The sequence below is a fragment of the Streptomyces sp. SP18BB07 genome, from assembly GCF_036322545.1.
GTDB classification, from domain to species: domain Bacteria; phylum Actinomycetota; class Actinomycetes; order Streptomycetales; family Streptomycetaceae; genus Streptomyces; species Streptomyces deccanensis.
In genome coordinates this window covers 82,811-108,879 of record NZ_JAQYWT010000356.1, presented here as the reverse complement: position 1 = coordinate 108,879, position 26,069 = coordinate 82,811, and the positions used below count along the sequence as shown (strand labels likewise).

Here is a 26,069-nt window from a genome sequence, read left to right as displayed (position 1 = left end):
ACCGTCGTACGACGACACTGAGGGCGCCCCCTGGAAACAGGGGGCGCCCTCAGCGCTGTGCGGCTCCCGGAACGGGTCCTGGGTGACCGGCTGCTCAGTCGGTCATGAACTGGTGCATGCCGGGAACGGTGAGCGTTCCGCCGAACTGGCCCGCCTGGACGACCTTCACCTTGGTGAAGTAGATCAGCGGGATGTTCAGCGGCGGCGGGTGCTTCGGGTCGAAGGTCACCGGGATCAGCCCGAGCAGGTTGCCGGAGATGCTCTCGGTGTACATGACCGTCTTGCCCTCGCGGATCGTGGACGTCGTGCCCTTGCCGGCCTGCACGTGGTAGGTCACGCCGGCCTGCTTGTCCTCGACCGTCTGGTGGAGGTCGCCGATGTCGGTGCCGTCGGAGATGACGTACTTCAGCACCTCCTTGACCGAGCCGTCGGCGGTCTTCACCTTGACGACACCCTTGTAGTCGGCGCCCTTCAGCAGCAGCGAGCTGGCGTTCAGGTACCAGGGGTCGTTCGGCAGCGGCGGGATGCCCTTCTCGACGCCGCTCTCGTCGTCCGTGGCGACCGGGCAGCCCTCCGCGTCCGTGCTCTCGCTCGGCGAGGGGCTCGGCGTGGCGGTGGCATCGTCCGTGGCGTCGTCGGTGGCGTCCTCGGCCGTCTTGTCGGTGTCGTCGGCGCTGTCCGTGACGTCCTTCGCCGCGTCCTCGACCTTGTCGGAGGCGTTGTCGGCGGTGTCCTGGGCGTCCTTGCCGGCGTCCGAGCCCGTGTCCTCGTCCTCGTCCGAGCCGGAGGCGTCCTCCGAGGGGGAGGGCGACGGGGACGGGCTGGTGGACGTGGACGGGGTGGTGGTCTCCGTCTCCTTGTCGTCCGGCGTGAACAGGTCCTCGATCGCGGTGCCGATGTCCTCCAGCACGTTGCCGTCGCTGTCGGTGTCGGAGGTGTCGGCCGACGAGGTGTCGCCGGAGTCGGCCGTGTCCGTCGCGGACTTGTCGGTGCCGTCCGTCGTCGACGACTCGTCCGAGGTCGAGCTGTCCTTGTCGTCGGAACCTGAATCCGACGACGCGGAGTCGTCCGTGGTCGTGTCGTCGGCGGCCGAGTCGCCGGAGGAGTCGCTGTCGTCGGCGGAGTCGTCGCCCGCGGACGCGTCGTTGTCCTCGTCCGTCGACGTGCCCTCGTCCGTCGACGTGCCCTCGTCCGTGGAGTCGGTGCTCTCCTCGGCGGACGGCGTCGGGGTCGGCGTGGCGGAGGCGTCGGTTCCCTCCTCGGCGGCCTCCAGGGCCTCCACGCAGTCCTTGTACTCGTCGGCCGTCAGGCTCAGCTTCGTCGGGTCGTCGGCGCGGGCGAGCGTCAGCGTGGGCGTGAAGCCCATGCCCATGAGGACCGCCGTCGGCATCGCCGCCAGGGCTATCGCCTTGCCCGCCGGCACGTTCAGCCGGGTGAGAAGGGGCTTCTTGGGCGCCGCGTGCCGCGGTCCGGATCTCGCACGGGACTCTCCCACCGAAGTCCCGTGGGTCACCTCGTCAGCCGGCACTGTGCCTCCCGTTCGTCCCGTTCGTGGGGGTGGTACCTGTCAGGTCGTCGCCCTCGCCGTTCGGCGCCCCGCTCACCGAACCCGCTCCCGCGGGCTCCGGGGCATCGCCCTTGTGCAGGGGGACCGCACCTTGCTGTGCCGTGTTCTCGGGGGCCGTGTCCTGCGGCACCGGCGTCCGCGACGGGGTCTTGTAGGTGGACGGCACCGCCGCCTCCTCGTGACCGGGCGCCCAGGCGATGGCCAGCGCACCGCCGATCAGGGAGAGCAGGAAGCCGACACCGAAGCCACCGAGGTTGGAGACCGGGATGGACACGAGCGCCAGGAGGATCGCCGCCGTACCGGCGAAGGTGCGTACGTGCCGCTGGAACCAGAGGCTGACCCCCAGCACCACCAGCAGCACGCCGATGATGAGGGAACCCGCGCCGCCCGTCGTCGACATGGCGAGCGTGAGGTGACCGATCTGGAGGTTCGCGTACGGCAGGTACATGATCGGGAAACCGCCGAGCAGGACCAACAGGCCCGCCCAGAAGGGACGAGAGCCCCTCCAGTCGCTAAAGCGCCGCCGAAAGGCGCGGAGATAGTCTTCGTTCTGCCCCGTTGACTCGGCGCTCATGGACAACAGCTCCCTGGAACGGTGTTGCTGTGAGAAGTTCACGTACGACACGAACGAAGCGGCCGTACGGAATTCAGGTACGGAGGTCGCGTGCGCGGTGGAGCGCACGACGGGAGGGACGGGCGGGCGAAGAAGCGGACGCCCCCTCACCCGCCCAGGGAGTGCCTAGTAGCACTCCACGACGCCCTTGTGGAGCGACATCTTGAGGTTGCTCAGCTTGAAGGTTCCGGCAGTGGTGGCCCACGCCGTCTGCTTCACGCCGGTCAGCGAGGCCGAGTCGGCCTGCTGGGCGAACCCGTAGGGGTTGGCCTGCTCCGAGCCACCCTTCATACCCGGACCCTTGTTGGCGTCCTTGGCCGCCACACCGATGTCGATGCCCTTGAAGACGGCGTCCGCCTCAAGGTCCTCGACGTCGATGTAGAGGTTCTCGGCCTCGACCTTCTTGCCACCGGTGCCGGCGGTCAGCTTGAGGCTGACGCTGCCGAGGATCGGGACACCGGGGGTGACGACCGACTGGCACATGTTGGTGATGGTCGCGGACTTGAACGCCGAAACGGCGACGGGGTGAACCGTCTTCTCGCCCTTGAGGGTGTAACCCTCGTCGAGCGCTCCGTACTGCGAGAAGCCCGTGCCGTCGAGCTGGCCCGCCGTCACCTTGAACGACTGGCCCGACACACTGAACGACGCGGCGAGAGCACCCTGCGCGAGGGCGACACCTATCGCTGCTGTGGCGGCGACGCTGGGCACCATGACCACAGCGAACCGCTTCCATCTGGTCCCGCCACGCACCTGGGACTCCATATTTCCTCCTTCTCGGACGTACATCTCCTGACACCGGCTCGCCCCTTGGCGGCGGCTCGGCCGGACAGGGATGGGAGAAGTGCTACGTCCTCGGGAAGGAGAGCGCCCGCGCTCGGTGGCGCGAAAAGCGCCCGAATCACCGGCGATCACCCCCGAGCGACAACCACTGGTCGCGCCTGACACGCATCACGCACAACCTGCTGGACAGGCTCCGCGGTTGGCGGAGACCCCCCTGCCCAAGAGCCGGCGCCACTGTCGCCCGCTCTACTCGGTGGGGACCCAGAAAACCCGTTGACCCGACTGGCTGGCGGGGTAGGGGACAGGACCGAGCGTCGCCGATCGTGGTGCATTCTCGCCGCCCCCGCAAGGGGGGTCGTTACTGGCTAGTAACGGACGGATAACCGAACAACGACCCATCGGCATCGGCCAGCGACCCTGGGTGGCACCCAGTGAGGCGACACATGGGTGAACAGTCGGACAGAGTCCGACAGAACGACGACTTTCTCTTACTGCAAGTAACAGCGGCCGCGATTACCAAGATTTGGTAAAACGCGGCCGCGGTGTCGCTGTGTCGCCAAATCTTTCACTCGCGCACCACCCGTCCCGGCACTCCGGGACGGGGGCGCTCACGAGCCCGTCAGAACAGGGCCCGCGCCAGCGAACGGCGCGCCGCGGCCACCCGCGGGTCGTCGCCGCCGACCACCTCGAAGAGCTCCAGCAGCCGCAGCCGTACGGCGTCCCGGTCGTCACCGGCCGTGCGCCGCACCGTGTCGATGAGTCGCCCGAACGCGTCCTCCACATGTCCGCCGACGAGGTCGAGGTCCGCCGCCGCGATCTGCGCCTGCGCGTCGCCCGGGTTCTCGGCGGCCGCCTTGCGCACGTCCTGCGGGTCGACGCCCTGCACGCGCTGGAGCAACTCGGCCTGGGCGAGGCCCAGTTTGGCCTCGGTGTTGCCCGGGTCGTCGCTCAGCACGTTCTTGTACGCCTGCACCGCGCCACCGAAGTCGCCCGCGTCCAGGGCCCGTACGGCGGCTTCGAGCAGGTGGTCGTAGGGGCCGGCCGGGATCTGCGGGGCCGCCTCGACGGGGGCGCCGGACTCGGCGTCCGGGTCCACCACCAGGCCGGTGAGCCCGAAGCGCTCCTCGGCGACCTGGACGAGCTGGTCGAGGGTCGCGCGGATCTGCTGCTCGGGGGCGGCGCCCTGGAAGAGGGGCAGGGCCTGACCGGCGACAACGGCGAACACGGCCGGGATCCCCTGGATCCCGAACTGCTGCATCAACATCTGGTTGGCGTCGACATCGATCTTCGCGAGGACGAACTTGCCGTTGTACTCGACGGCGAGGCGCTCCAGCACCGGGCTGAGCTGCTTGCAGGGCTGGCACCACTCGGCCCAGAAGTCGATGACGACGGGGACTTCGGTGGACCGCTGCAGGACCTCGCTCTCGAACCCGGCCTCATCGACATCGATGACCAGGTCCGTCGGGGAGACCGCCCCTCCCCCGCCCTGCCGGGCCGCTTCGGCGCGCGCCTGCTCCGCCTTCGCCTTGGCCTCCTGGGCCGCCTTCACCGCGGCGAGGTCGACGACTCCGCTCATGGACATGTTCCGTGGCTGCATGAGTACATCCTCCCCCTTCCGAGCACGCAGGTGAAAAGCGTCCTGAGGCCGGCGTCCACCCCGGCTTTCGCTACGACTCGTAGCGTAACGGCCCCGGCGACTCTCCTGCACCCCTCATTACCCACTCCGCAGTGATCTGCCTCACGACGACGGGGAGGACTTCGACAACGGCCGGATATGGTCGGCGGATGCAGAGCCGCAGTCCCGCCGCCCGCGCCACGGGCGGCCGTCCGCGCAGCGCCGCCGCGGACACCGCGATCCTGGCCGCGACCCGTGCGGCGCTGGTCGAGCTGGGCTGGTCGAAACTGACCCTGGGCGACGTGGCCACCCGGGCCGGTGTCGCGAAGACGACCCTCTACCGCCGCTGGGCCGGCAAGAACGAACTCGTCGTGGACGCGGTGGCGGAACTCTTCGACGAGCTCCGCCTCCCGGACCGGGGCAGCCTGGCGGCCGACATCGAGGGCGTGGTGCTCCAGTTCGCGGCGATCCTGGCCCGCCCGGAGGCCAAGAGCGGCCTCATGGCCGTCGTCGCCGAGTCGACCCACGACGGCGCCCTGCGTGAACGCATCCGCGCGTCCATCGTCGACCGCCAGAAACGTCTCGTCCTCGAGGGCCGCGCCCGCGCCCAGGCCCGCGGCGAACTCCCCCCGGAACCCGACCCCACCACCGCCGCCCGCACCGTCGACCTCATCTTCGACGTGGTCGTGGGCACGGTCGTCCACCGCACCCTGGTCAGCGCGGAACCGGCGGACGAGACCTGGGCCAAGGGCTTCACGACCCTCCTGCTGCACGGCCTGAAGGGAAGCGCCCCGTAAGGGGCGCGGGGAACTGCGCGACCAGCCCACACCCACCCGCACCCGGCAGCGGACCCCCACCCGCCCCGCCGGAGGCAACCGCGCCCTAGAACCCCGCCGGCTCCGTATACACCCCCCACTCCTCCCGCAGCACCCCACAGATCTCCCCCAACGTCGCCTCGGCCCGCACCGCGTCGAGCATCGGCCCGATCATGTTGGCCCCACTCCGCGCCGCCGCGAGCATCGCGTCGAGCGCGGCCCGCACCGCCCCGTCGTCGCGCGCCCCCTTGCGCCCCGCGAGCACCCGCACCTGCTCCCGCTCCACCTCGTGGCTGACCCGCAGGATCTCCAGGTCCCCGGTCACCGACCCGTGGTGGACATTGACCCCGACGACCCGCTTCTCCCCCTTCTCCAGGGCCTGTTGGTACCGGAAGGCGGACTCCGCGATCTCCCCGGTGAACCATCCGTCCTCGATCCCCCGCAGGATCCCGGACGTGATCGGCCCGATCGGATGCACCCCGTCCGGACGCGCCCGCAGCCCCCGCTCCTTGATCTGGTCGAAGATCTTCTCGGCGTCGGCCTCGATACGGTCCGTCAGCTGCTCGACGTACCACGAACCGCCCAGCGGATCGGCGACGCCTGCGACGCCGGTCTCCTCCATCAGCACCTGCTGCGTCCGCAGCGCGATCTCCGCGGCCTGCTCGGACGGCAGCGCCAGCGTCTCGTCCAGCGCGTTGGTGTGCAGCGAGTTGGTGCCGCCGAGCACCGCCGACAGCGCCTCCACCGCCGTACGCACCACGTTGTTGTACGGCTGCTGCGCGGTCAGCGAGACCCCGGCGGTCTGGGTGTGGAACCGCAGCCACTGGGCCTTCTCCGTCCGCGCCCCGTACACGTCGCGCATCCACCGCGCCCAGATCCGGCGCGCCGCGCGGAACTTGGCGATCTCCTCGAAGAAGTCGACGTGCGCGTCGAAGAAGAAGGACAGTCCGGGCGCGAACACGTCGACGTCCAGCCCCCGGCTGAGCCCCAGCTCCACGTACCCGAACCCGTCCGCGAGCGTGTAGGCGAGTTCCTGCGCAGCCGTGGCCCCGGCCTCACGGATGTGATAGCCGGAGACGGACAGCGGCTTGTACGCCGGGATCTCGGCGGCACAGTGCTCCATCAGGTCCCCGATGAGCCGCAGATGCGGCTCGGGCTGGAAGAGCCACTCCTTCTGCGCGATGTACTCCTTGAAGATGTCGGTCTGGAGCGTGCCGTTGAGCACCCCCGGGTCGACGCCCTGCCGCTCGGCGGCGACGAGGTACATGCAGAAGACGGGGACGGCGGGCCCGCTGATCGTCATGGAGGTGGTGACGTCGCCCAGCGGGATGTCCTTGAACAGCACCTCCATGTCGGCGGCGGAGTCGACGGCGACCCCGCAGTGCCCCACCTCACCGAGCGAGCGCGGGTCGTCGGAGTCCCGCCCCATCAGGGTCGGCATGTCGAACGCGACGGACAGTCCTCCGCCCCCGTTGGCCAGGATCGTCTTGTAGCGCTCGTTCGTCTGCTCCGCGTTCCCGAAGCCCGCGAACTGGCGGATCGTCCACGTCCGCCCCCGGTAGCCGGTCGGATACAGCCCGCGGGTGAAGGGGTACTCCCCCGGCCAGCCGATCCGCTCGAAGCCCTCGTACACATCGCCCGGCCGGGGCCCGTACACGGGCTCCACCGGATCCCCGGAGAGCGTCGTGAAGTCGGCCTCCCGCTTCCGCGCGGAGTCGTAACGGTCCTGCCAGCGGCGGCGGCCCTCTTCGATGGCGTCAGCGTCCATGGAACCAATTTACTAGGACGTCCTAGTAAACGACAGCAACGCAGGTCAGGACGCGCCCGCGGAGCGCCGAGGAGCACCCGTTACGCTCGGTGCCATGAAGAAGAGCGTCTTGACCCGCTACCGGGTGCTGGCCTACGTCACCGCCGTCCTGCTGATCCTGCTGACGGCGGGCGTGATCGGGAAGCGTCTGCTGGGCCTGGACGGCTTCGACGGCTTCGTCACCGTGGTCGGCTTCGCCCACGGCTGGCTGTACGTGCTGTACCTGGTCTTCGCCTTCGACCTCGGCAGCAAGGCCAAGATGCCGCTCGGCCGCCTCGCCTGGGTGCTGCTCGCGGGCACGGTGCCCACGGCCGCCTTCTTCGTGGAACGCAAGGTCAGCCGCGAGGTCGAGCCGCTGATCATCAAGGAGACGGCCCCGAACCCGGCCGCCGCCTGACCGCCGCCGGTCAGCCCTCCTCGAAGTCCCCCGCCGCCACCCGCAGCGGCCTGAGCATCGCGAAGATCTCCGCGCACTCCTCGGCGTCGTAGGCGCCGAGGCCGAAGTCCATGGCCATGAGGTCACGGGTGGCGGCGTCGCAGACCTCGCGGCCCTTGTCGGTGATGGAGGCGAGGGTGCCGCGGCCGTCGTTGGGATTGGGGCGCTTGTCGACCAGACCGGACTTCACCAGACGGTCGACGGTGTTCGTCACGGAGGTGGGGTGCACCATGAGCCGCTCACCGATCTTGGACATCGGCAGCTCGCCCTTCTGCGAGAAGGTGAGCAGCACGAGGGCCTCGTAGCGCGCGAACGTCAGCCCGTACGGTTTGACCACCGCGTCGACCTCCGCCAGCAGGATCTGCTGGGCACGCATGATCGACGTGATCGCGGCCATGGACGGGACGTTTCCCCAGCGCTGCTTCCAGTGCTCGTCGGCGCGCGAGATGGGATCGAAGGAGAGGCTGAGCGGCTTCGGCACGCCCCCGACCTTACCGGCCGGTCACATGCCGGTCAGCCCCGTCTCGCCCTTCGGTCGCCCCCAAGGGGCGCGAGGAACCGCGCGAACGGGGTCCACCCCGGGGGCGCGGGGAACTGCGCGAACGGGGTCCGGGGCGGAGCCCCGAATCTTTGACGGGGGGTCGAAGGGGCGCCCAGCCCCTGGAGGATGGGACGGGTAGGGGCGGCGGGGGCGAAAAATCCCGCCGCGTCAACGGCCGGCACCCCCGCCCGCCCCCCGACGCCTCACCGCCCCGCGGCCCGCCGCAACTGATGCCGCACCGCCCGCTGCGCCACACCCCCGAGCCCATCCAACGCGGCAACAAGCCCCGCCAACTGCTCGAGCGCCCCGAGCGCCTCCCCCGCCCCCTCCGGATCAACCCCCTCGTACAGCTCCAGCCCCACGAACGAAGCCGCCACGGCCCGAGCCAGTCCCCCCGCATCGGCGAACTCCCCGAGCGGCGAGGCCGCGAGGACCCGCCGCAGCACCCCCTCCACCTCCGCGATCCACAGGTCCAGCCCCGCGGCCGTCGCCGGCGCCAGCCGCGCCTGGGTCTGGGCCCCGGCCAACAGCTGACCCAGCACGGCCACATGCCCCGCCGCCCGCTCCTCCACGTGCATCTCCCGCCCGAAGGCCAGCAGTTCGGAGAGTGACCCGATCGCCGCCATCCGCTCCCGGTGGCGGGCGACCCGCTGCTCCGCCCCGTACCGGCAGGCGGCCGCCAGGAGTTCGTCCACGGACCCGAAGTGGTAGAAGACGAGCGCCTGGTTCACCCCGGCGGTCGCGGCGATCGTACGGGCGGACGTCTTGGCGATCCCCTGCTCGACGAGCGTCCGCAGCGCGCCCTCCAGCAGCTTCGTCCGGGTCTCCGCGCTCATGCCCGCGCCTCCTCACGGACCGGCCGCAGCCCGGGCCGGACCCCGCACACCCGGACGTCCTGGTAGGTCGCGGCGAAGGAGCCCTCGTAGCCGAAGAGCGGCCCGACGTACCGGTTCACCACTCGCACCTGGATCCGGAAGCGCCCGGTCCGCTCGTCGAACCGCTCCCGCACCTCGGCGTCACCGCCGATGAGCCCGGGGACACGGACGTCGACCGGCCCCTCACGGAAGCGGTGCTCGCCGGAGCGGATCAGCAGCGACCCGTCGGGCTCCGCACGGAAGTGCAGGTCGCTGGCGAGGTGCTGGTGGGTGCCGAGGTAGTCGAGGACGCGGTCGCCCTTGGGGCTCAGCACCATCTGGGCGTCGAACCGGCGGGACCGGCCGGGCAGGTCGAAGGTACGCACGAAGGTCACCGTCTCACGGCCGAAACCGTCGGCGTACGGCACGTTCTCGATGGTGAAGGGGACGTCGCGCCCCTCGCGCGGGACGAGGATGTTCCGGGTGCCCCCGAGCGCGAGGAACGGTTTCACCAGGCCCCGCCCGTGCCAGACGCGGTCCATCACCCCCCGGCCCGTGCACGCCTGCCCGCTCGCCAGTCCGACCGAGAAACGGCGGCGCAGCTCGGGATGGAGCCGGTCGAAGTCCGCGCCCATGACCGTACGGAAGATCGAGGCCCGGGAGGGCTGCGCGGCGGAGGGGGACGGGGCGGACCCCGGAGTCGTGGCGTCCATGCCGGTCATCCCTTCAGGGTCGCGAGCAGCCGGGGCGCACGCGCACGTGCGGGCGCGGTCCGCAGGCAGCGGCGGGCGGAGGGGGTGCTGGGCAGGGGCGGTACGAGCAGGGCGGCCAGGACCGCCGACACGGCCAGGACCGGAGTCGCGAACAGCGCGAGCGGCGCGAGCTGCGCCGGCACGCCCGCCGGGTCCCCCAGCGCCCCGCACACGAGCCCGGCGCAGGCGGCCACGATCGTCAGCCCGCGCACGCCCGCCTCGGCGAGCCAGCGCCGCAGGGCCCGTTCGGGGGTGATGTCCCGCTCCAGCCACAGGCGGAGGCGGTCGAAGGACCAGGCGGTGGCCCAGCCCATGAGCGGGCGGAACAGCACCCGGTCGGCGAGGGCGCCCGCGCGGCCCCAGCGGGGGCGGTAGTCGTAGCCGGTGAGGAAGCGGACGCCCTCGTCGTCCGGGACGTATCGCCAGTAGCCGCTGCCCTCGGCGATCAGGGAGAGCGGGTGCGGCGAGGCGAACCGCAACGCCGAGGTCCTGGTGCCGTCCGGCCGCTCCTTCTCCCCCGCCGAGACCCCGGTCCCGGCGACCGTCAGGCCGGGGAGCACGCGGGTGGCGTACCGGAAGCGCTGCGGCTCGCCCTCCGCGTGCGGGAGGTAGTCGATCTCGGTGAAGCGCAGGTCCCAGCGCCGGTGGAGGGCGGGGTCCTGGGTGCGGGCCCACACCTCCTCCAGGTCCGCCCGTACGCGTGTCTCGATGTAGAGCCCCATCCGTGTTCCCCCAGGTCGATGCGGTCTTTCCGCGACTTTTGAGCGACTGCTCAATGTGCTGGGCACGACCGTATCCCGATTTGAGCGATCGCTCAAACGGCTTGGCACGAGAAAACCCCGGCCCACAAAGGACCGGGGTTCTCCGGGCGGCCGTACGGCAGACGACTACGCGGACAGGTGACGCTCCACCGTCTCCACCTTGGACGTGAGGCCGTCCGTGACGCCGGGGCGGATGTCGGCCTTGAGCACGAGGGAGACGCGGGGCGCGCGCTCCTCGACGGCGGCGACGGCTCGGCGCACGACGTCCATGACCTCGTCCCAGTCACCTTCGATCGAGGTGAACATGGCGTCGGTGCGGTTCGGCAGACCCGATTCACGGACGACCCGTACGGCCTCGGCGACGTACTCCCCCACGTCCTCGCCGACGCCGAGAGGGGTCACGGAGAAGGCGACGATCACGCGCTCACGACCCCTTCCTTGCGGGCGCGGGTCGCGATCACCGCGTCCTCGGCCTCGCGCCGCAGCCTGCGGTCGGCGAAGAAGCCGCCGGTGGGCAGGACGGAGAGGGCGAAGTAGAGCGCGGCGGTCTTCAGCGACCACTTCGTACGGTTCCAGGCGTCGGCCCAGAAGATCAGGTAGAGGATGAAGAGGATGGCGTGGACCCAGCCCATCACGGGCACCGCGTTGAACTCCGTGGTCCGCTTCAGCACCGAGCAGACGAGCAGCAGCAGGAAGGAGACGGCCTCGGGGGCGGAGACGAGGCGCAGGCGGCGGAGGGCGGAGACGGTCTTTATGTCCACGGGTCACCTTCGGTGGGGTCTGTTTTTCGGTGGGATCTATTTGTGAACGGATGCACAAGCTCGGTCCCATTCTGACATCCGGCGCTCCCGGGAGGTCCCCTAGGGTCCCTTCAGGGTCGAGATCCCCCTCTGGGCCCTGTCCTGTCCGGCCATCGGCCGGTTAACGTCACCCCGTGGCAATGTTCCGACTTCAAGGCAGCAAAGTGCTGGCCGTCGACATGACCGGGGACGCCGTGAAGGCGAAGAACGGATCGATGGTCGCCTACGACGGTCAGATGTCGTTCAAGAAACTGAGCGGCGGTGGTGAGGGCCTGCGGGGGATGGTGACGCGGCGGCTCACGGGTGAGCAGATGACGTTGATGGAGGTGACCGGCCAAGGGACCTGCTGGTTCGCGGACCGGGCCTCCGAGATCAACCTCGTGAATCTTCAGGGGGACAAGCTGTTCGTGGAGTCGAGCAATCTGCTCGCGACGGACTCCGGGCTGCGTACGGGCACGAGCTTCACGGGGCTGCGCGGCGCCTCGCAGGGCAACGGCCTGTTCACCACGACGATCGAGGGCCACGGCCAGGCGGCGATCATGTCCGACGGTCCGGCGGTGGTGCTGCGGGTGAGCCACCAGTACCCGCTGACGGTGGACCCGGGGGCGTATATCGCGCACCAGGGCAACCTCCAGCAGTCCTTCCAGTCCGGTGTGACGTTCCGCACGTTCATGGGCGAGGGCGGCGGCGAGGCCTTCCAGATCCGCTTCGAGGGCGACGGACTGGTCTACGTCCAGCCCAGCGAGCGCAACACGGTGGCGGGGGACGTCTGACATGGCCTTCCGTGAGATCAACTCGAAGATGATCGAGGCGACCGTGATGCCGGGCCAGCGGCTGTTCAGCCAGCGCGGCGCGATGCTCGCCTACAAGGGCGAGGTGTCGTTCACCCCCAACATGCAGGGCGGCCAGGGCGGTATCGCCTCGATGATCGGCCGCCGGGTGGCGGGCGAGGCGACCCCGCTGATGACCGTCGAGGGCAGCGGCACGGTCCTGTTCGGGCACGGCGGTCACCACATCCAGGTGATCAACCTGACCGGCGAGACGCTCTACGTCGAGGCCGACCGGCTGCTGGCCTTCGACGGCACCCTCCAGCAGGGCACGATGTTCATGGGCTCGCAGGGCGGCGTCATGGGCATGGTCCGGGGCCAGGTGACGGGCCAGGGCCTGTTCACCACCACCCTCAAGGGCCACGGCGCGGTCGCCGTCATGGCGCACGGCGGAGTGATCGAGGTCCCGATCACCCCTCAGCGCCCGGTCCATGTCGACCCGCAGGCGTACGTGGCGCACCACGGCGACGTACGCAACAAGCTCTCCACCGCGCTCGGCTGGCGCGACATGGTGGGCCGGGGCTCCGGCGAGGCGTTCCAGCTGGAGCTGAGCGGCAGTGGTGCGGTGTACGTCCAGGCCTCGGAGGAGAAGCTGTGAGCATGTACGGGGCCCCGGTCGCCGGCCCGACCGTCCACGACCCGATGACGCTGCCGTCGGACGACAACGTCAACAACTACACCTTCTGCGTGGAGCTCAAGGGGAGCCAGTGGTTCCTGCAGAAGGGCAAGATGATCGCCTACTACGGGCAGATGGAGTTCAACGGCATCGGGCACGGCGGGCTCGACCGTCTCGTCCGCTCCTCGTTCCATTCGCCTCTGCACGCGAGCGACTGGGTGGTGGCCCAGGGGTCGGGCAAGATGCTCCTCGCCGACCGGGCCTTCGACGTCAATTCGTATGACTTGGAGGAGGGCAACCTCACCATTCGCTCGGGCAACCTCCTCGCTTTTCAGCCAAGTCTCGCGCTGAAGCAGTCGATCGTCCCGGGCTTCCTGACCCTCATCGGCACGGGCAAGTTCGTGGCGGCCTCCAACGGCCCGGTGGTGTTCATGGAACCCCCCATCCGGGTCGACCCGCAGGCCCTGGTCGGGTGGGCCGACTGCCCCTCTCCGTGCCACCACTACGACCACGGCTACATGACCGGTCTCATGGGCGGTCTACGTGCGATGACGGGGGTCGGCGGGGCGTCCGGCGAGGAGCACCAGTTCGAGTTCGTCGGGGCGGGCACGGTGCTGCTCCAGTCCTCCGAGACGCTGATGGCCGAGCAGGCCACGGGGATGGTCCCGCACGAGCCGGGCGTACCCGGCGGCGGCGGGGTGCCCGGGCATCACGGACAGCCGGCGGGGGCACCGCGCCTTCCCGGACAGCTGGGGGACCTCCAGCGTCGCTTCGGGCTGTGAGCGGTAGTCTGCGGAGTGTGACATCGAACGTGTGCGCGTTGTCATGCCTCGACCCGTAAGGCCCGACCTGTCCGTACGAGCGGCACCACCGAACCCTCACTAGTTCGCCTTTCAACATTTTAGGTAGACTTCATTCATGGAGACCGAAACGGCCACGCGCTGGCTGACCGATGCGGAGCAGTGCGCCTGGCGCACCCATCTGGACGTCAACAGGCTGCTGACGCACCAGCTCGAAAGGGATCTGCAGCCGTTCGGCCTGACAATGAACGACTACGAGATCCTGGTGAACCTCTCCGAGTCGGAGGGGCGGCGGATGCGGATGAGCGACCTTGCCGCCGCCACGCTCCAGTCCAAGAGCCGCCTCTCGCACCAGATCACCCGGATGGAGAACGCCGACCTGGTGCGCCGGGAGAACTGCGAGTCCGACCGCCGCGGGCTGTTCGCCGTGCTCACGGAGCACGGCATGGCGACGATGCAGCGGGTGGCGCCGCATCATGTCGCGTCCGTGCGGCGGCACTTCATCGATCTGCTGTCGGAGGAGGCGATGGAGGAGCTGCACAAGTCGCTGGTGCCGATCGCGGAGCACCTCCGGAGCCATCGCGGTAAGCCGTAGGGGGTCGGGGGACTGCCGGTTCGGTTTCGGCCGCGGGTTCGTCGTGGCTGGTCGCGCAGTTCCCCGCGCCCCTGGGCCTACCGGGGGAGCCGTAGCTCGAACAGTGCGCCTCCGCCGGGAGCGTCGTCGATCGTCAGGGTGCCTCCGTGGCGGGTGGCGATGTCCCTGGCGATCGCGAGGCCCAGGCCCGCGCCGCCGTCGTCCCTCGCTCGGGACTCGTCCAGGCGGACGAAGCGTTCGAAGACGCGTTCGCGATCGGCCGGCGGGACGCCCGCGCCGTCGTCCACGACCTGGAGGACCACCCAGTCGGGCGTGGTGCGCAGCGTGACGGCGACACGGTCGCGGGCGTGGCGGGCCGCGTTGTCCAGGAGGTTGCCGAGGACGCGGCAGATCTGGTTGCGCGAGCCGCGCACCTCCACCGAGTCCACGCCGTCCAGCGTCACGCCCTCCCGGGACGCCACCTCTTCCCGTACGACCCTCGCCAGGTCGAAGCGCGCGTCCGGCGGCGGCCGCTCCCCCGCGTCCAGGCGGGCGAGCAGCAGCAGGTCGGCGGCGAGGCTCTGCAGCCGCACGGTGTCCTCGACCGCCCCGTCCAGGTCCAGCAACTCCGGGTGCGCGGCGCCCACTTCCAGCTGGGTGCGCAGCGAGGCGATGGGGCTGCGCAGTTCGTGCGAGGCGTCCGCGACGAACGCGCGCTGCCGCTCCACCGAGGCCTCCAGGGCGGCCAGCGTCTCGTTGGTGGTGCGCGCGAGCCGGGCGACCTCGTCGTGCGTGTCCGGCTCGGGGACGCGTCGGGAGAGGTCCTCGGACGCCGTGATCGCCGCCATCTCCGAACGGATGCCCTCGACGGGGCGCAGCGCCCGCCCGGTGACGACGTACGTCACGCCGCTCACGATCAGCAGCAGCAGCGGCAGCCCGATGAGCATCGTCGTCAGCGCGGTGCCGACGGCCTCCTCCTCGGTGGAGAGCGGGGCGCCCGCGTAGACGGTGAGCGGCACACCCGCCGGCGTGACCACGTCGACCCCGGCGAACCGGTAGTCCGCCGTGACCCCTTCGACGGTCGCGGAGCCCTCGCCGTACCAGGTCTCGTCGGCGACCTCGCCCGCCTTGAGGCTGCCCCCGTCCTCGGCGTCCTGGTCGCCCTCCGCCCGGTCGTCGGCGTCGTCGTTGGTCTCGGAGTTCAGCCGGTCCGAGTCGATGGCGGTCACCTCCATGCCCTCGACGTCCTCGCCGACCGCGACGGGCCTCTCGTTCCGGTCCAGGACCTCGACCGGGTTCTCGTCGCCGTCCGGCAGCCTGAGCTCGGCGTAGGCGAACCCGTTCGCCAGCGCGGAGGCCGCGTTGCGGGCCACGGAGTCGGCCTCCGCGTCCGCCTTGTCGGTGAGGGTGAACCGCAGCGACAGCAGGACGGCGGCGCCGGCCGCGACCAGGGCCACGGCGACGACGACGGTCGCGGCGAGGGTCGCCCGCGCCCGTACCGAGCCGAGACGGCGCTTCACGAGCGGCCCTCCAGTCTGTATCCGGCCCCGCGGACGGTCTTGATGAGGGGGGAGCCGAGCTTGCGGCGCAGCGTGCTGATGTAGACCTCGACGATGTTCGGGTCGCCGTCGTAGGCGAAGTCCCAGACGTGCTCCAGGATGTCGGCCTTGGAGACGACCTCACCGGCTCTCAGGACGAGTTGCTCCAGGACGGAGAACTCCTTGGTGGTGAGGGTGATCTCGTCGTCGGCGAGGAACACGCGCCGGGCGGCGGTGTCGACCTTCAGCTCGCCGACCTCGTGCACGGGCGAGGCGCCGCCCGAGGGGCCGCGCCGCCGCAGCAGCGCCTTCACCCGGGCGACGAGGACGACGTACGAGAACGGCTTGGTCAGATAGTCGTCGGCGCCCGTGTCGAGGCCCTCGGCCTCGTCGTACTCGCCGTCCTTGGCCGTGAGCATCAGGATCGGCACGTCGTGGCCGGCGGCGCGCAGGGCGGCGCAGACGCGGTAGCCGTTCATGCCGGGCAGCATGATGTCGAGGATCACGAGGTCGTACGACCCCTCGCTCGCCCGGTGCAGTCCGTCGATCCCGTCGTGGACGACGTCCACGGCGTACCCCTCGGCCGTCAGGCCCTTGGCCAGCGACACCGCGAGCCGCTTCTCATCTTCCACGATCAACAGGCGCATGCGTTCAGCTTGGCAAACCGAACCTGAAGCGGTCTTCAGGGGGCTTCAGGTCCGCTTCAGCGTCGATCGGCCAGATTGGTTCCCGTCGAAAGCAGACGAGGCGAACAAGCCAGATAAACCATCCGCAACCGGCGACATCATCCGTTACTGGTTGCAGCCAGTCGCATCCTGGAGGAACCTCATGAAGCGCAACATCGTCATCGCCACCGTCACGGCCGTCGCCCTGATCGGCGGCGGTACCGCGACCGCCATCGCGGTCTCGGGTGACGACGAGGCGCCGACGAAGAAGACCGTGTCGGTGTCGAACGGCGACCACGACCGCGACGACGTGAACGACGACTCCGACGACACGGCCGAGGACAAGGCGGACGACAAGGCCGAGGACCGGGCCGCCCGCGACACCGACCAGGACGCCGAGGACAAGGCCGAGAACGCGGCCGAGGCGAAGGCCGGTCAGGTCACGGCTGCCGAGGCGATCCGGACGGCGCTGCAGCACAAGGACGGTACGGCGGTCTCCGCCGACCTCGACGACGAGGGCACGAACCTGATCTGGGACGTCGACGTGCTGACCGGCGGCGGCAAGTGGTTCAGCGTCCAGGTCGACCCCGGCACCGGCAAGGTCCTCGGCTCGCACGCCGACCGCGACGACGACGGTGACGACGCCGCCGAGACCCGCCAGATCCAGGACGCGCTGAAGGGCAGCTCCGTGACCGCCGCCGAGGCCGCCGAAGCCGCCGCGGACAAGGGCACCGTGACCTCCGTCGACCTCGACGAGGAGAGCGCGGACCAGGCCTGGGAGGTCGACACCACCGCCGCCGACGGCACCGGCAGCGACTGGAGGGTGAACCCCGACTCCGGCAAGCTCACCGCCGACCGCTCGGAGGACTGATCCCTCGCGGTCCCGTCGAACCACCGGGAGGACCGACCCCGCCGACCCCCCTCGGCGGACGTCGCCCTCCAGGAGGACCGGCGCTCTCCCCCCACACCCCGGGAGCCCCGACTCCTCCTTCCACGCCGGGAAGTCCGACACCTCATCCCCCCCCCAGAGGTACACGGCCTTCCTCACCCCAGGTAGGGGCACCCGAGACCGGGTGCCCCTACCGGCGTTCGCGCGGTCGGCTCACCTCACGGCGACTGCGCCGCCCTCGCCTCGGCGCTCACGACCTGCTCGGTCGTGTGCCCCGCCGCTCCCGCCTCCGGCCCGGCCGCACGGCCCCGTCGGCTCCCCACCCCCACCACGGTCGCCGCAAGCAGGGCGGTGCCGCCCGCGAGGGCGAAGCCGAGGGTGGGCGAGACCCGGGCCACCAGCAGCCCTGAGGCGGCTGCTCCCACCGAAACGCCCGCGTTGACGGCCGTGTTGACCCAGGCGCCGGACCGGGTGCGAGCGGCGGCCGGGGCGCAGGCGTCGGCGACGAGGTACGCGGTGGTGAGGGCTGGGGCGACGAAGAGCCCGGCGCAGACGACAGCGCCGGTGAGGACGGCGAGGTCCGGGGCGAGCCCGGCACCCGCGAGGGCGAGGCCGAGACCCGCCACCAGCAGCGACAGCCGTACGCGTGCGCCGGAGCGCCACTCGACCGCGCCGTACAGCAGCCCGCCCACCGCGCTCCCGGCGGACAGCGCGGCGAAGATCCAGGCCACCACGTCGTCCCCGTGGCCCCGCTGCTCGGCGAAGGCCAGCACCAGCAGGTCGAGCGCGCCGAGCGAGAGCCCGACGCCACCGGCCGCGACGACGGGCGGCACGATGCCGGTGACGACCCACGACCGGCGTCGGCCCGTCGGCTTCTCGGACACCGCGCCCCGCCCCGGCACGCGCGCCACAGCCGGGGAGGCGACGAAACCGAAGGTCCCCGCCATCACCAGCACGGCACCCAGTGCCACGGCGGCGGCCGGAGCGGCGATCTGCACGACCCCGCCCACCACCAACGGCCCCGACACGAACAGCAGTTCCTCCGCGACCCCGTCGAGGCTGTAGGCGCGCGGCAGCAGCCCCCGGTCCGCGGCGAGGTCGCTCCACACCGTGCGCATCGTCGGCCCGAGCGGAGGAGTACAGGCACCGGCCGCCACCGCGACCGCGCCCAGCAGGGGGGCCGGGGCACCAGGCCGCCAGGTCGCCACCGCCAACAACCCGAGCAGCACGGCGTACAGCGAGGCCATCGGCGGCAGTGCCCGGCGCGGGCCGTACCGGTCGACGAGCGCAGCCCTCGCGGGCGACAGAAGGACACTGGTGGCCCCGAACAGGGCCATGACCGTACCGGCGACGGCGTACGAGCCCGTCGCGCGGGTCACGGCGAGCAGCACGGCGACCGGCACCATGCCGTAGGAGAGCCGGCCGACGAGTACGGCGGCGAAGGTGCGGCGGGCGTACGGGATGCGGAGCACCGCTGCGTACGACGGCCGCGAGGAGGTCGCGGACATGCGAAAGGTTCCTCACCGGGAGGCGTGAAGGGGACACCGATGCCCCGCACGACGACGGCACGTCGCCTGCGGGGGGGGCGTCTCTACGCAAGGTGAGTGAACACGCGGCCAAGCTAGCAGCCCGGGGGCGGGTGCGTCGCGTCTGCGGGTAAGGAAGGCCTACGGCCATTCCACCGGGGCGCGGGGAACTGCGCGAACGGGGTCCGGGGCGGAGCCCCGAATCTTTGACGGGGGGTCGAAGGGGCGCCCAGCCCCTGGAGGTTGGGACGGGTAGGGGCGGCGGGGGCGAGAATCCCGAGGTCAGCCCTCCGTCAACCCGGCCACCAGCTCATCCGCCGCCCGATACGGATCCAGCTCGCCCGTCACGATGCGCTCGGCCAGGGCATCCAGCCGGCGGTCTCCGTGCAGGTCGCCGATCCGCTCCCGGAGCGCGGTCATCGCGATCGCTTCCACCTCACGCGCCGCACGCGACCGGCGTCGCTCCGCGAGAACTCCCCGTTCCTCCATCCACGCCCGGTGTTTCTCCAGCGCCTCCACGACCTCGTCGACCCCCTCGGCGCGGGCCGCGACCGTCTTGACGATCGGCGGGCGCCAGTCGCCGGGGCCCCGGGACTCGCCCAGCCCGAGCATGTGGTTCAGCTCGCGCGCGGTCGCGTCCGCGCCGTCGCGGTCGGCCTTGTTGACGACGTAGACGTCGCCGATCTCCAGGATCCCGGCCTTGGCCGCCTGGATGCCGTCCCCCATGCCGGGGGCGAGGAGCACCACGGACGTGTCCGCCTGGGAGGCGATCTCCACCTCGGACTGGCCGACCCCGACCGTCTCGACGAGGATCACGTCGCAGCCGGCCGCGTCCAGGACCCGGATGGCCTGCGGGGCGGCCCAGGCGAGACCGCCCAGATGACCACGGGTCGCCATCGAACGGATGTACACGCCGGGGTCGGAGGCATGGTCCGACATCCGCACCCGGTCGCCCAGCAGCGCGCCACCGCTGAAGGGCGAGGACGGGTCCACCGCCAGCACCCCGACCCGCTTCCCGGCCCTGCGGTACGCGGTCACCAGCGCCGACGTGGACGTGGACTTGCCCACGCCCGGCGAGCCGGTGAGGCCCACGACGTACGCCCCGCCCGTGAGCGGCGCCAGCGCGGCCATGACCTCACGCAGCTGCGGGGACGCCCCCTCCACCAGGGAGATCAGCCGGGCGACGGCCCGAGGCCGCCCTTCCCTGGCCTGTGCCACCAGCGTGGGGACGTCCTGCATCACAGCTCCGATCCAATAAACGAGGGGCCACGTACGTCAGGAACCGACGGGCCTCAGGCCTTGGGTACCCGCACGATCAGCGCGTCACCCTGGCCACCGCCACCGCACAGCGCGGCCGCGCCGACACCGCCGCCGCGCCGCTTCAGTTCCAGGGCGAGGTGGAGGACGAGCCGGGCGCCGGACATGCCGATGGGGTGCCCGAGAGCGATCGCACCACCGTTGACGTTCACCTTTTCCGGGGACACGCCGAGGTCCTTCATTGACTGCACGGCGACCGCGGCGAAGGCCTCGTTGATCTCGATGAGGTCCAGGTCCGCCACCTCCAGCCCGTCCTTCTTCAGGGCGTGCTCGATCGCGTTCGACGGCTGGGACTGGAGCGAGTTGTCCGGCCCGGCGACATTCCCGTGGGCGCCGATCTCGGCGAGCCACGTCAGACCCAGCTCCTGCGCCTTGGCCTTGCTCATGACGACCACGGCGGCGGCGCCGTCGGAGATCTGCGAGGCGGACCCGGCCGTGATGGTGCCGTCCTTGGTGAAGGCCGGCCGCAGCTTGCCCAGCGACTCGGCGGTCGTCTCACCCCGGATGCCCTCGTCCTGGCTGAAGACGACCGGCTCGCCCTTGCGCTGCGGGATCTCCACCGGGGTGATCTCGGCGTCGAAGAGGCCGTTCTTCTGCGCGGCGGCGGCCCGCTGGTGGGACAGGGCGGCCACCGAGTCCTGCTCCTCGCGGCCGATCCCGAGGCGGGTGTTGTGCTTCTCCGTGGACTCGCCCATGGCGATGTTCTCGAAGGCGTCCGTGAGCCCGTCGTGCGCCATCGCGTCGAGCATCTGGATCGCCCCGTACTTGTAGCCCTCACGGGACTTCGGGAGCAGGTGGGGGGCGTTGGTCATGGACTCCTGGCCGCCCGCCACGATCACGTCGAACTCGCCGGCGCGGATCAGCTGGTCGGCGAGCGCGATGGCGTCGAGGCCCGACAGACACACCTTGTTGATCGTGAGCGCGGGCACGTTCATGGGGATGCCGGCCTTGACCGCGGCCTGGCGTGCCGGGATCTGCCCCGCCCCGGCCTGAAGCACCTGTCCCATGATCACGTACTGGACCTGGTCGCCACCGATCCCCGCACGGTCCAGGGCGGCCTTGATCGCGAAGCCGCCGAGGTCGGCTCCGGAGAAGGACTTCAGCGAACCGAGCAACCGTCCCATGGGCGTACGGGCGCCCGCGACGATCACCGATGTGTTGCCGTTCGAACCAGACATGAGGTGCGATCCCCTTCCAGCTTGCAAGCCGAGGAGTGAACGAGGGTTTACTTCGAATGTACTGAGTGGCACTCCGTGCCGTCATCGGGCTGTCGGTGTGATCGCGCGCACGTTGCGTAACCGTCGCGAGAGCGCTGCACTGACACCATGCTGACGCGAATCGACCACATCGGAATCGCCTGTTTCGATCTCGACGCCACCGTCGAGTTCTACCGGGCCACGTACGGCTTCGAGGTGTTCCACTCCGAGGTCAACGAGGAGCAGGGCGTGCGCGAGGCCATGCTCAAGATCAACAGCACGGACGACGGCGGCGCCTCCTACCTGCAGCTTCTGGAGCCGACCCGCGAGGACTCCACCGTCGCGAAGTGGCTGGCCAAGAACGGCGAGGGGGTCCACCACATCGCCTTCGGTACGGCGGATGTCGACGGCGAGGCGGCCGCGATCAAGGACAAGGGCGTACGCGTCCTGTACGAGGAGCCTCGAGTCGGTTCCATGGGGTCACGGATCACGTTCCTGCACCCCAAGGATTGTCATGGCGTACTGACAGAACTGGTCACTTCGGCGCCAGTTGAGTCACCTGAGCACTGACCCCCGTACATATGGGCCGGTAGGGTTGGGGTCGGCCGTCGCCTTCGCGGGGACGGCCCGGGTCCTGCCGCCTTCCGAGGAGCGGGATCCAAGGGCGCCGCGGAGATCCATCAGCGGCCGCCCGAGGGCCGGGGTCCAGGTTTCGGGGGACGAGGGTGAGGGCGGCAGCCCGTGCTCCGCCGTTGATCTGACACCATTCCCCGGGGGCACCGTTCGGCGGTTGGACGGAGCTCGTTTGCCAGAGGTTGCGACCAGGGGACGGATGGGACCGCGCAGTGCGGGGCTACGAACGCCAGGAGCGAGAGCCGGCGGCTGACGTCGACCACCTCTCTCGGTTCGAGGCCGAGATGGAGCGGCTGAAGACCGAGCGGGAAAAGGCGATTCAGCACGCCGAGGACCTCGGCTACCAGGTCGAGGTGCTGCGCGCCAAGCTGCACGAGGCGCGCCGCACCCTCATGTCCCGGCCCGCCTACGACAGCGGCGGCGATCTCGGCTACCAGGCCGAGCAGATGCTCCGCCAGGCCCAGATGCAGGCCGACCAGCTGCGCGCGGACGCCGAGCGCGAGCTGAGCCAGGCCCGGGCGCAGACGCAGCGGATCCTCCAGGAGCACGCCGAGCAGGCCGCGCGCCTCCAGGCGGAGCTGCACCAGGAGGCGGTCACCCGCCGCCAGCAGCTGGACCAGGAACTCTCCGAGCGCCGGCAGACCGTCGAGTCGCACGTCAACGAGAACGTGGCGTGGGCGGAGCAGCTGCGCGCCCGCAGCGAGTCCCAGGCCCGTCGGCTCGTCGACGAGTCCCGCGCGGAGGCCGAGCAGGCGCTGGCCGCCGCCCGCGCCGAGGCCGAGCGGCTCGCCACCGAGGCCCGCCAGCGGCTCCAGAGCGACTCGGAGGCCGCCCGCAGCGAGGCCGACCAGATCCTGCGCCGGGCCCGCGCCGAGGCCGAGCGACTGCTGAACGCGGCGTCCACGCAGGCCCAGGAGGCCACCGAGCACGCCGAGCAGCTGCGCACCTCCACCGCCACCGAGTCGGACTCCGCCCGCCGCCAGGCCTCCGAGCTGAGCCGGGCGGCCGAGCAGCGCATGGCGGAGGCCGAGGCGGCGCTGCGCGAGGCGCGCGCCGAGGCCGAGAAGCTGGTCACGGAGGCGAAGGAGAACGCGGCCAAGACCGTCGCCGGCGCCGAGTCGACCAACGAGCAGCGCACGCGTACGGCGAAGGAGCAGGTCGCCCGGCTGGTCGAGGAGGCCACGAAGGAGGCCGAGGCCACCAAGTCGGCCGCCGAGGAAGCCGTGGCGGACGCCCGGGCCGAGGCGGAGAAGCTGCTGGCCGAGGCAGCCGAGAAGGCCCGCTCGATCACCGCGGAGGAGTCCGCCTCCCAGCTCGCCAAGACGGCCAAGACCGCCGAGGACGTGCTGAACAAGGCGTCCGAGGAGGCCCGGAAGACCACCAAGGCCGCCACCGAGGAGGCCGAGCGCATCCGCGCCGAGGCCGAGGCCGAGGCGGACCGGCTGCGGGCCGAGGCCCACGACCTCGCCGAACAGCTCAAGGGCACGGCGAAGGACGACACCAAGGAGTACCGCGCCAAGACCGTCGAGCTGCAGGAGGAGGCGCGCCGGCTGCGCGGCGAGGCCGAGCAGCTGCGCTCCGACGCGGTCGCCGAGGGTGAGCGGATCCGCTCCGAGGCCCGGCGCGAGGCCGTCCAGCAGATCGAGGAGGCGGCCAAGACCGCCGAGGAACTGCTCGCCAAGGCCCGGACGGACGCCGACGAGCTGCGGCAGACGGCCACCGCGGACAGCGAGAAGGTCCGCACCGAGGCCATCGAACGCGCGTCCACGCTGCGCCGCCAGGCCGAAGAGACGCTGGAGCGCACCCGCAAGGAGGCCGAGCGGCACCGCGCCGAGGCCGAGGAGCAGACCGAGGAGCTCAAGGCCGAGGCCGAGCGCGCCGCCCGTGAACTGCGCGAGGAGACCGAGCGCGGCGTCGAGGCCCGCAAGGCGGAGGCGGCCGAGGAGCTGACCCGGCTGCAGAGCGAGGCCGAGGCGCGGCTGGTCTCCGCCGAGGAGGCGCTCGCCGACGCCCGCGCCGAGGCCGAGCGGATCCGCCGCGAGGCCGGCGAGGAGAGCGACCGGCTGCGCTCCGAGGCCGCCGAGCGCATCCGTACGCTCCAGGCGCAGGCCGAGGCCGAGGTCGAGCGGCTGCGCGACGAGGCCGCGTCCGACGCGTCCGCGTCCCGCGCCGAGGGCGAGGCCGTCGCCGTACGGCTGCGGTCGGAGGCCGCGTCCGAGGCCGAGCGGCTGAAGTCCGAGGCACAGGACACCGCCAACCGGGTACGGGCGGAGGCGCAGGCCGCGGCCGAGCGGCTCGCCACGGAGGCCTCGGAGACGCTGGCCGCCGCGCAGGAGGAGGCTCTCCGGCGCCGCCGCGAGGCCGAGGAGCTGCTCGGCGCGGCCCGGCAGGAGGCCGACCAGGAGCGGCTGCGGGCCCGCGAGCAGAGCGAGGAACTGCTGGCCTCGGCGCGCAAACGCGTCGAGGAGGCCCAGGCCGAGGCCGTACGGCTGGTCGAGGAGGCCGAGCGGCGCGCCATGGAGATGGTGTCGGCCGCCGAACAGCACGCCCAGCAGGTGCGGGACTCCGTCGCCGGGCTGCACGAGCAGGCCCAGGAGGAGATCGCCGGGCTGCGCAACACCGCCGAGCACGTGGCGGACCGGATGCGCCGGGAGGCCGAGGAGGAGTCGGACCGGGTCCGCGCCGACGCCTACGCGGAGCGGGAGCGGGCCACCGAGGACGCCAACCGGGTGCGCCGCGAGGCCCGGGAGGAGTCGGAGGCCGCCAAGTCGCTCGCCGAGCGCACGGTCGCGGAGGCCATCGCCGAGGCGGAGCGGGTGCGTTCCGACGCCTCCGAGCATGCCCAGCGGGTCCGTACGGAGGCCTCGGACACTGTCGCGCGGGCCGACCAGGACGCCTCGCGCACCCGTGCGGAGGCCCGCGACGACGCCAACCGCATCCGTTCGGACGCGGCGACCCAGGCCGACACCCTGATCACCGAGGTGACGGCCGAGGCGGAGCGGCTGACCCGGGAGACCAACGAGGAGGCCGAGCGGGTCCGGGCCGAGTCCGTCGCGAAGGCCGACCGGCTGATCGGCGAGGCCACCGACGAGGCCGAGCGGCTGCGGGCCGAGGCCGCCGAGACGGTGGGCTCCGCACAGCAGCATGCCGAGCGGGTCCGGGCCGACGCCGAGCGCGCGCGGGCCGAGGCGGAGGCGGAGGCCGACCGGCTCATGGCGCACGCCCGCGAGGAGGCCGACAACACCCTCGACCAGGCCCGCAAGGACGCCAACAAGCGGCGTTCCGAGGCCGCCGAGCAGGTCGACAAGCTCATCTCGGAGACGGCGGCCGAGGCCGACAAGCTGCTCACCGAGGCGCAGACGCAGGCCCTGCAGACCACCGCGGACGCCGAGGGGCAGGCCGACTCCATGGTCGGGGCGGCCCGCAAGGAGGCCGAGCGGCTGGTCGCCGAGGCGACCGTCGAGGGCAACTCCACGGTGGAGAAGGCCCGTACGGACGCCGACGAGCTGCTCGTCGGCGCGCGCCGGGACGCGACCGCCATAAGGGAGCGGGCCGAGGAGCTGCGCGACCGCATCACGGCCGAGATCGAGGCGCTGCACACGCGGGCCCGCCGTGAGGCCGCCGAGACGATGAAATCCACCGGTGACCGCTGTGACGCGCTCATCAAGGCCGCCGAGGAGCAGTTGGAGAAGGCGACGGCGAAGGCCAAGGAGATCGTTTCCGAGGCGAACTCCGAGGCGGGCAAGGTGCGTATCGCCGCGGTGAAGAAGGCCGAGGGTCTGCTGAAGGAGGCCGAGCAGAAGAAGTCCACGCTCGTCCGTGAGGCCGAGGAACTGAAGGCCGAGGCGATCCGCGAGGCCCGCCGGACGGTCGAGGAGGGCAAGCGCGAGCTGGAGGTGCTGGTCCGCCGCCGCGAGGACATCAATGCGGAGATTTCCCGTGTCCAGGACGTGCTGGTCGCGTTGGAGTCTTTTGAGGCCCCGTCGAGCGGCAAGGACGGTGGAGTCAAGACGGGCGCCGCGGCGGGTGCGACTCGTTCGGGTGGCAAGTCGTCAGACGGCTAGCGGTGCCGGGGTGTTGCGGGTATCTTCCCGCCCCGCCCTGGCGCTATGGACACCAATTTGTGCTCGTTCTGTGCTTGCCTTCT

The 26,069-nt window shown here is 71.2% G+C and carries 25 protein-coding genes; 9 read left to right on the top strand and 16 right to left on the bottom strand.

Features of this window, described 5'->3' with window-relative positions; all coding sequences use genetic code 11:
- Window positions 1-94 precede the first annotated feature (94 nt).
- The 4 genes from PUR53_RS37495 to PUR53_RS37480 form a co-directional block, all read right to left on the bottom strand.
- On the bottom strand, window positions 95-1,528 hold the full coding sequence (locus tag PUR53_RS37495; protein ID WP_329911293.1) for a hypothetical protein: 1,434 nt from the start codon (window positions 1,526-1,528) through the stop codon (window positions 95-97).
- Window positions 1,518-2,141 (bottom strand): DUF6114 domain-containing protein, encoded by a 624-nt coding sequence (locus PUR53_RS37490; RefSeq protein WP_239757333.1) that lies wholly within the window; start codon window positions 2,139-2,141, stop codon window positions 1,518-1,520. Before PUR53_RS37490 ends, PUR53_RS37495 begins: the two co-directional genes overlap by 11 nt.
- Window positions 2,142-2,306: 165 nt before the next feature.
- On the bottom strand, window positions 2,307-2,942 hold the full coding sequence (locus PUR53_RS37485; protein WP_045558889.1) for a DUF6230 family protein: 636 nt from the start codon (window positions 2,940-2,942) through the stop codon (window positions 2,307-2,309).
- Between the two features lie 637 nt (window positions 2,943-3,579).
- Window positions 3,580-4,557: a tetratricopeptide repeat protein gene (locus tag PUR53_RS37480; protein ID WP_329898442.1), complete on the bottom strand. Its 978-nt coding sequence runs from the start codon at window positions 4,555-4,557 to the stop codon at window positions 3,580-3,582.
- 188 nt (window positions 4,558-4,745) lie between these two features.
- Between PUR53_RS37480 and PUR53_RS37475 the strand changes: the two genes are divergently transcribed.
- Window positions 4,746-5,372, top strand: a complete 627-nt coding sequence (locus PUR53_RS37475) for a TetR/AcrR family transcriptional regulator (protein WP_329898441.1) — start codon at window positions 4,746-4,748, stop codon at window positions 5,370-5,372.
- Window positions 5,373-5,457: 85 nt separating this feature from the next.
- On the opposite strand, the gene PUR53_RS37470 is transcribed toward PUR53_RS37475, so the two are convergent.
- A complete protein-coding gene (locus PUR53_RS37470; RefSeq protein ID WP_329898440.1) occupies window positions 5,458-7,158 on the bottom strand; it encodes an acyl-CoA mutase large subunit family protein in 1,701 nt (566 codons plus the stop codon).
- Between the two features lie 94 nt (window positions 7,159-7,252).
- Here PUR53_RS37470 and PUR53_RS37465 point away from each other — a divergent pair, with 94 nt between their 5' ends.
- Window positions 7,253-7,594 (top strand): DUF3817 domain-containing protein, encoded by a 342-nt coding sequence (locus PUR53_RS37465; protein WP_329898439.1) that lies wholly within the window; start codon window positions 7,253-7,255, stop codon window positions 7,592-7,594.
- A 10-nt stretch (window positions 7,595-7,604) separates the two neighbouring features.
- Here PUR53_RS37465 and PUR53_RS37460 read toward each other — a convergent pair whose 3' ends face one another.
- From PUR53_RS37460 to PUR53_RS37435, 6 genes are all read right to left on the bottom strand, one after another.
- Window positions 7,605-8,114, bottom strand: coding sequence for a MarR family winged helix-turn-helix transcriptional regulator (locus PUR53_RS37460; RefSeq protein WP_055523039.1), 510 nt, complete (start codon window positions 8,112-8,114; stop codon window positions 7,605-7,607).
- A 263-nt stretch (window positions 8,115-8,377) separates the two neighbouring features.
- Window positions 8,378-9,010, bottom strand: a complete 633-nt coding sequence (locus tag PUR53_RS37455; protein WP_329898438.1) for a TetR/AcrR family transcriptional regulator — start codon at window positions 9,008-9,010, stop codon at window positions 8,378-8,380.
- Window positions 9,007-9,741: a DUF4166 domain-containing protein gene (locus PUR53_RS37450; protein ID WP_329898481.1), complete on the bottom strand. Its 735-nt coding sequence runs from the start codon at window positions 9,739-9,741 to the stop codon at window positions 9,007-9,009. Before PUR53_RS37450 ends, PUR53_RS37455 begins: the two co-directional genes overlap by 4 nt.
- A gap of 5 nt (window positions 9,742-9,746) precedes the next feature.
- A complete protein-coding gene (locus tag PUR53_RS37445) occupies window positions 9,747-10,502 on the bottom strand; it encodes a hypothetical protein (RefSeq protein WP_329898437.1) in 756 nt (251 codons plus the stop codon).
- A 165-nt stretch (window positions 10,503-10,667) separates the two neighbouring features.
- The gene (locus tag PUR53_RS37440) at window positions 10,668-10,961 is read right to left on the bottom strand and encodes an MTH1187 family thiamine-binding protein (RefSeq protein WP_329898436.1); all 294 of its coding nucleotides are present in this window, start codon (window positions 10,959-10,961) and stop codon (window positions 10,668-10,670) included.
- Entirely contained in the window at window positions 10,958-11,302 is a 345-nt protein-coding gene (locus tag PUR53_RS37435) for a DUF3817 domain-containing protein (RefSeq protein WP_329898435.1), read from the bottom strand. Before PUR53_RS37435 ends, PUR53_RS37440 begins: the two co-directional genes overlap by 4 nt.
- Window positions 11,303-11,481: 179 nt before the next feature.
- On the opposite strand from PUR53_RS37435, the gene PUR53_RS37430 reads away from it, so the two are divergent.
- The 4 genes from PUR53_RS37430 (at window position 11,482) to PUR53_RS37415 (ending at window position 14,179) form a co-directional block, all read left to right on the top strand.
- Window positions 11,482-12,114: an AIM24 family protein gene (locus tag PUR53_RS37430; protein ID WP_239760535.1), complete on the top strand. Its 633-nt coding sequence runs from the start codon at window positions 11,482-11,484 to the stop codon at window positions 12,112-12,114.
- Between the two features lies 1 nt (window position 12,115).
- Window positions 12,116-12,766 (top strand): AIM24 family protein, encoded by a 651-nt coding sequence (locus PUR53_RS37425; protein WP_033529327.1) that lies wholly within the window; start codon window positions 12,116-12,118, stop codon window positions 12,764-12,766.
- Window positions 12,767-12,768: 2 nt separating this feature from the next.
- Window positions 12,769-13,566 carry an AIM24 family protein gene (locus PUR53_RS37420; protein ID WP_329898480.1) on the top strand — a complete coding sequence of 266 codons (798 nt, stop codon included), beginning with the start codon at window positions 12,769-12,771 and terminating at the stop codon, window positions 13,564-13,566.
- A gap of 136 nt (window positions 13,567-13,702) precedes the next feature.
- Entirely contained in the window at window positions 13,703-14,179 is a 477-nt protein-coding gene (locus PUR53_RS37415; RefSeq protein WP_045558902.1) for a MarR family winged helix-turn-helix transcriptional regulator, read from the top strand.
- Window positions 14,180-14,256: 77 nt separating this feature from the next.
- Here the strand turns inward: PUR53_RS37415 and PUR53_RS37410 are convergent, their stop codons facing one another.
- Window positions 14,257-15,678, bottom strand: a complete 1,422-nt coding sequence (locus tag PUR53_RS37410; RefSeq protein WP_329911292.1) for a sensor histidine kinase — start codon at window positions 15,676-15,678, stop codon at window positions 14,257-14,259.
- The gene (locus PUR53_RS37405; RefSeq protein WP_329898433.1) at window positions 15,675-16,343 is read right to left on the bottom strand and encodes a response regulator transcription factor; all 669 of its coding nucleotides are present in this window, start codon (window positions 16,341-16,343) and stop codon (window positions 15,675-15,677) included. The genes PUR53_RS37410 and PUR53_RS37405 overlap by 4 nt, the downstream gene beginning before the upstream one ends.
- 181 nt (window positions 16,344-16,524) lie before the next feature.
- Here PUR53_RS37405 and PUR53_RS37400 point away from each other — a divergent pair, with 181 nt between their 5' ends.
- Window positions 16,525-17,232, top strand: a complete 708-nt coding sequence (locus PUR53_RS37400; RefSeq protein ID WP_329898432.1) for a PepSY domain-containing protein — start codon at window positions 16,525-16,527, stop codon at window positions 17,230-17,232.
- A 236-nt stretch (window positions 17,233-17,468) separates the two neighbouring features.
- Here PUR53_RS37400 and PUR53_RS37395 read toward each other — a convergent pair whose 3' ends face one another.
- The 3 genes from PUR53_RS37395 to PUR53_RS37385 form a co-directional block, all read right to left on the bottom strand.
- Complete coding sequence (locus PUR53_RS37395; protein WP_329911291.1) at window positions 17,469-18,758, bottom strand: MFS transporter; 1,290 nt, start codon at window positions 18,756-18,758, stop codon at window positions 17,469-17,471.
- Between the two features lie 300 nt (window positions 18,759-19,058).
- The gene (gene meaB, locus PUR53_RS37390; protein WP_329898430.1) at window positions 19,059-20,015 is read right to left on the bottom strand and encodes a methylmalonyl Co-A mutase-associated GTPase MeaB; all 957 of its coding nucleotides are present in this window, start codon (window positions 20,013-20,015) and stop codon (window positions 19,059-19,061) included.
- 53 nt (window positions 20,016-20,068) lie between these two features.
- Window positions 20,069-21,271 carry an acetyl-CoA C-acetyltransferase gene (locus PUR53_RS37385; protein ID WP_329898429.1) on the bottom strand — a complete coding sequence of 401 codons (1,203 nt, stop codon included), beginning with the start codon at window positions 21,269-21,271 and terminating at the stop codon, window positions 20,069-20,071.
- A 147-nt stretch (window positions 21,272-21,418) separates the two neighbouring features.
- Here PUR53_RS37385 and mce point away from each other — a divergent pair, with 147 nt between their 5' ends.
- Window positions 21,419-21,859 carry a methylmalonyl-CoA epimerase gene (mce, locus tag PUR53_RS37380; protein WP_239757317.1) on the top strand — a complete coding sequence of 147 codons (441 nt, stop codon included), beginning with the start codon at window positions 21,419-21,421 and terminating at the stop codon, window positions 21,857-21,859.
- A gap of 275 nt (window positions 21,860-22,134) precedes the next feature.
- Window positions 22,135-25,986, top strand: a complete 3,852-nt coding sequence (gene scy, locus PUR53_RS37375) for a polarized growth protein Scy (protein WP_329898428.1) — start codon at window positions 22,135-22,137, stop codon at window positions 25,984-25,986.
- Window positions 25,987-26,069: the final 83 nt, after the last annotated feature.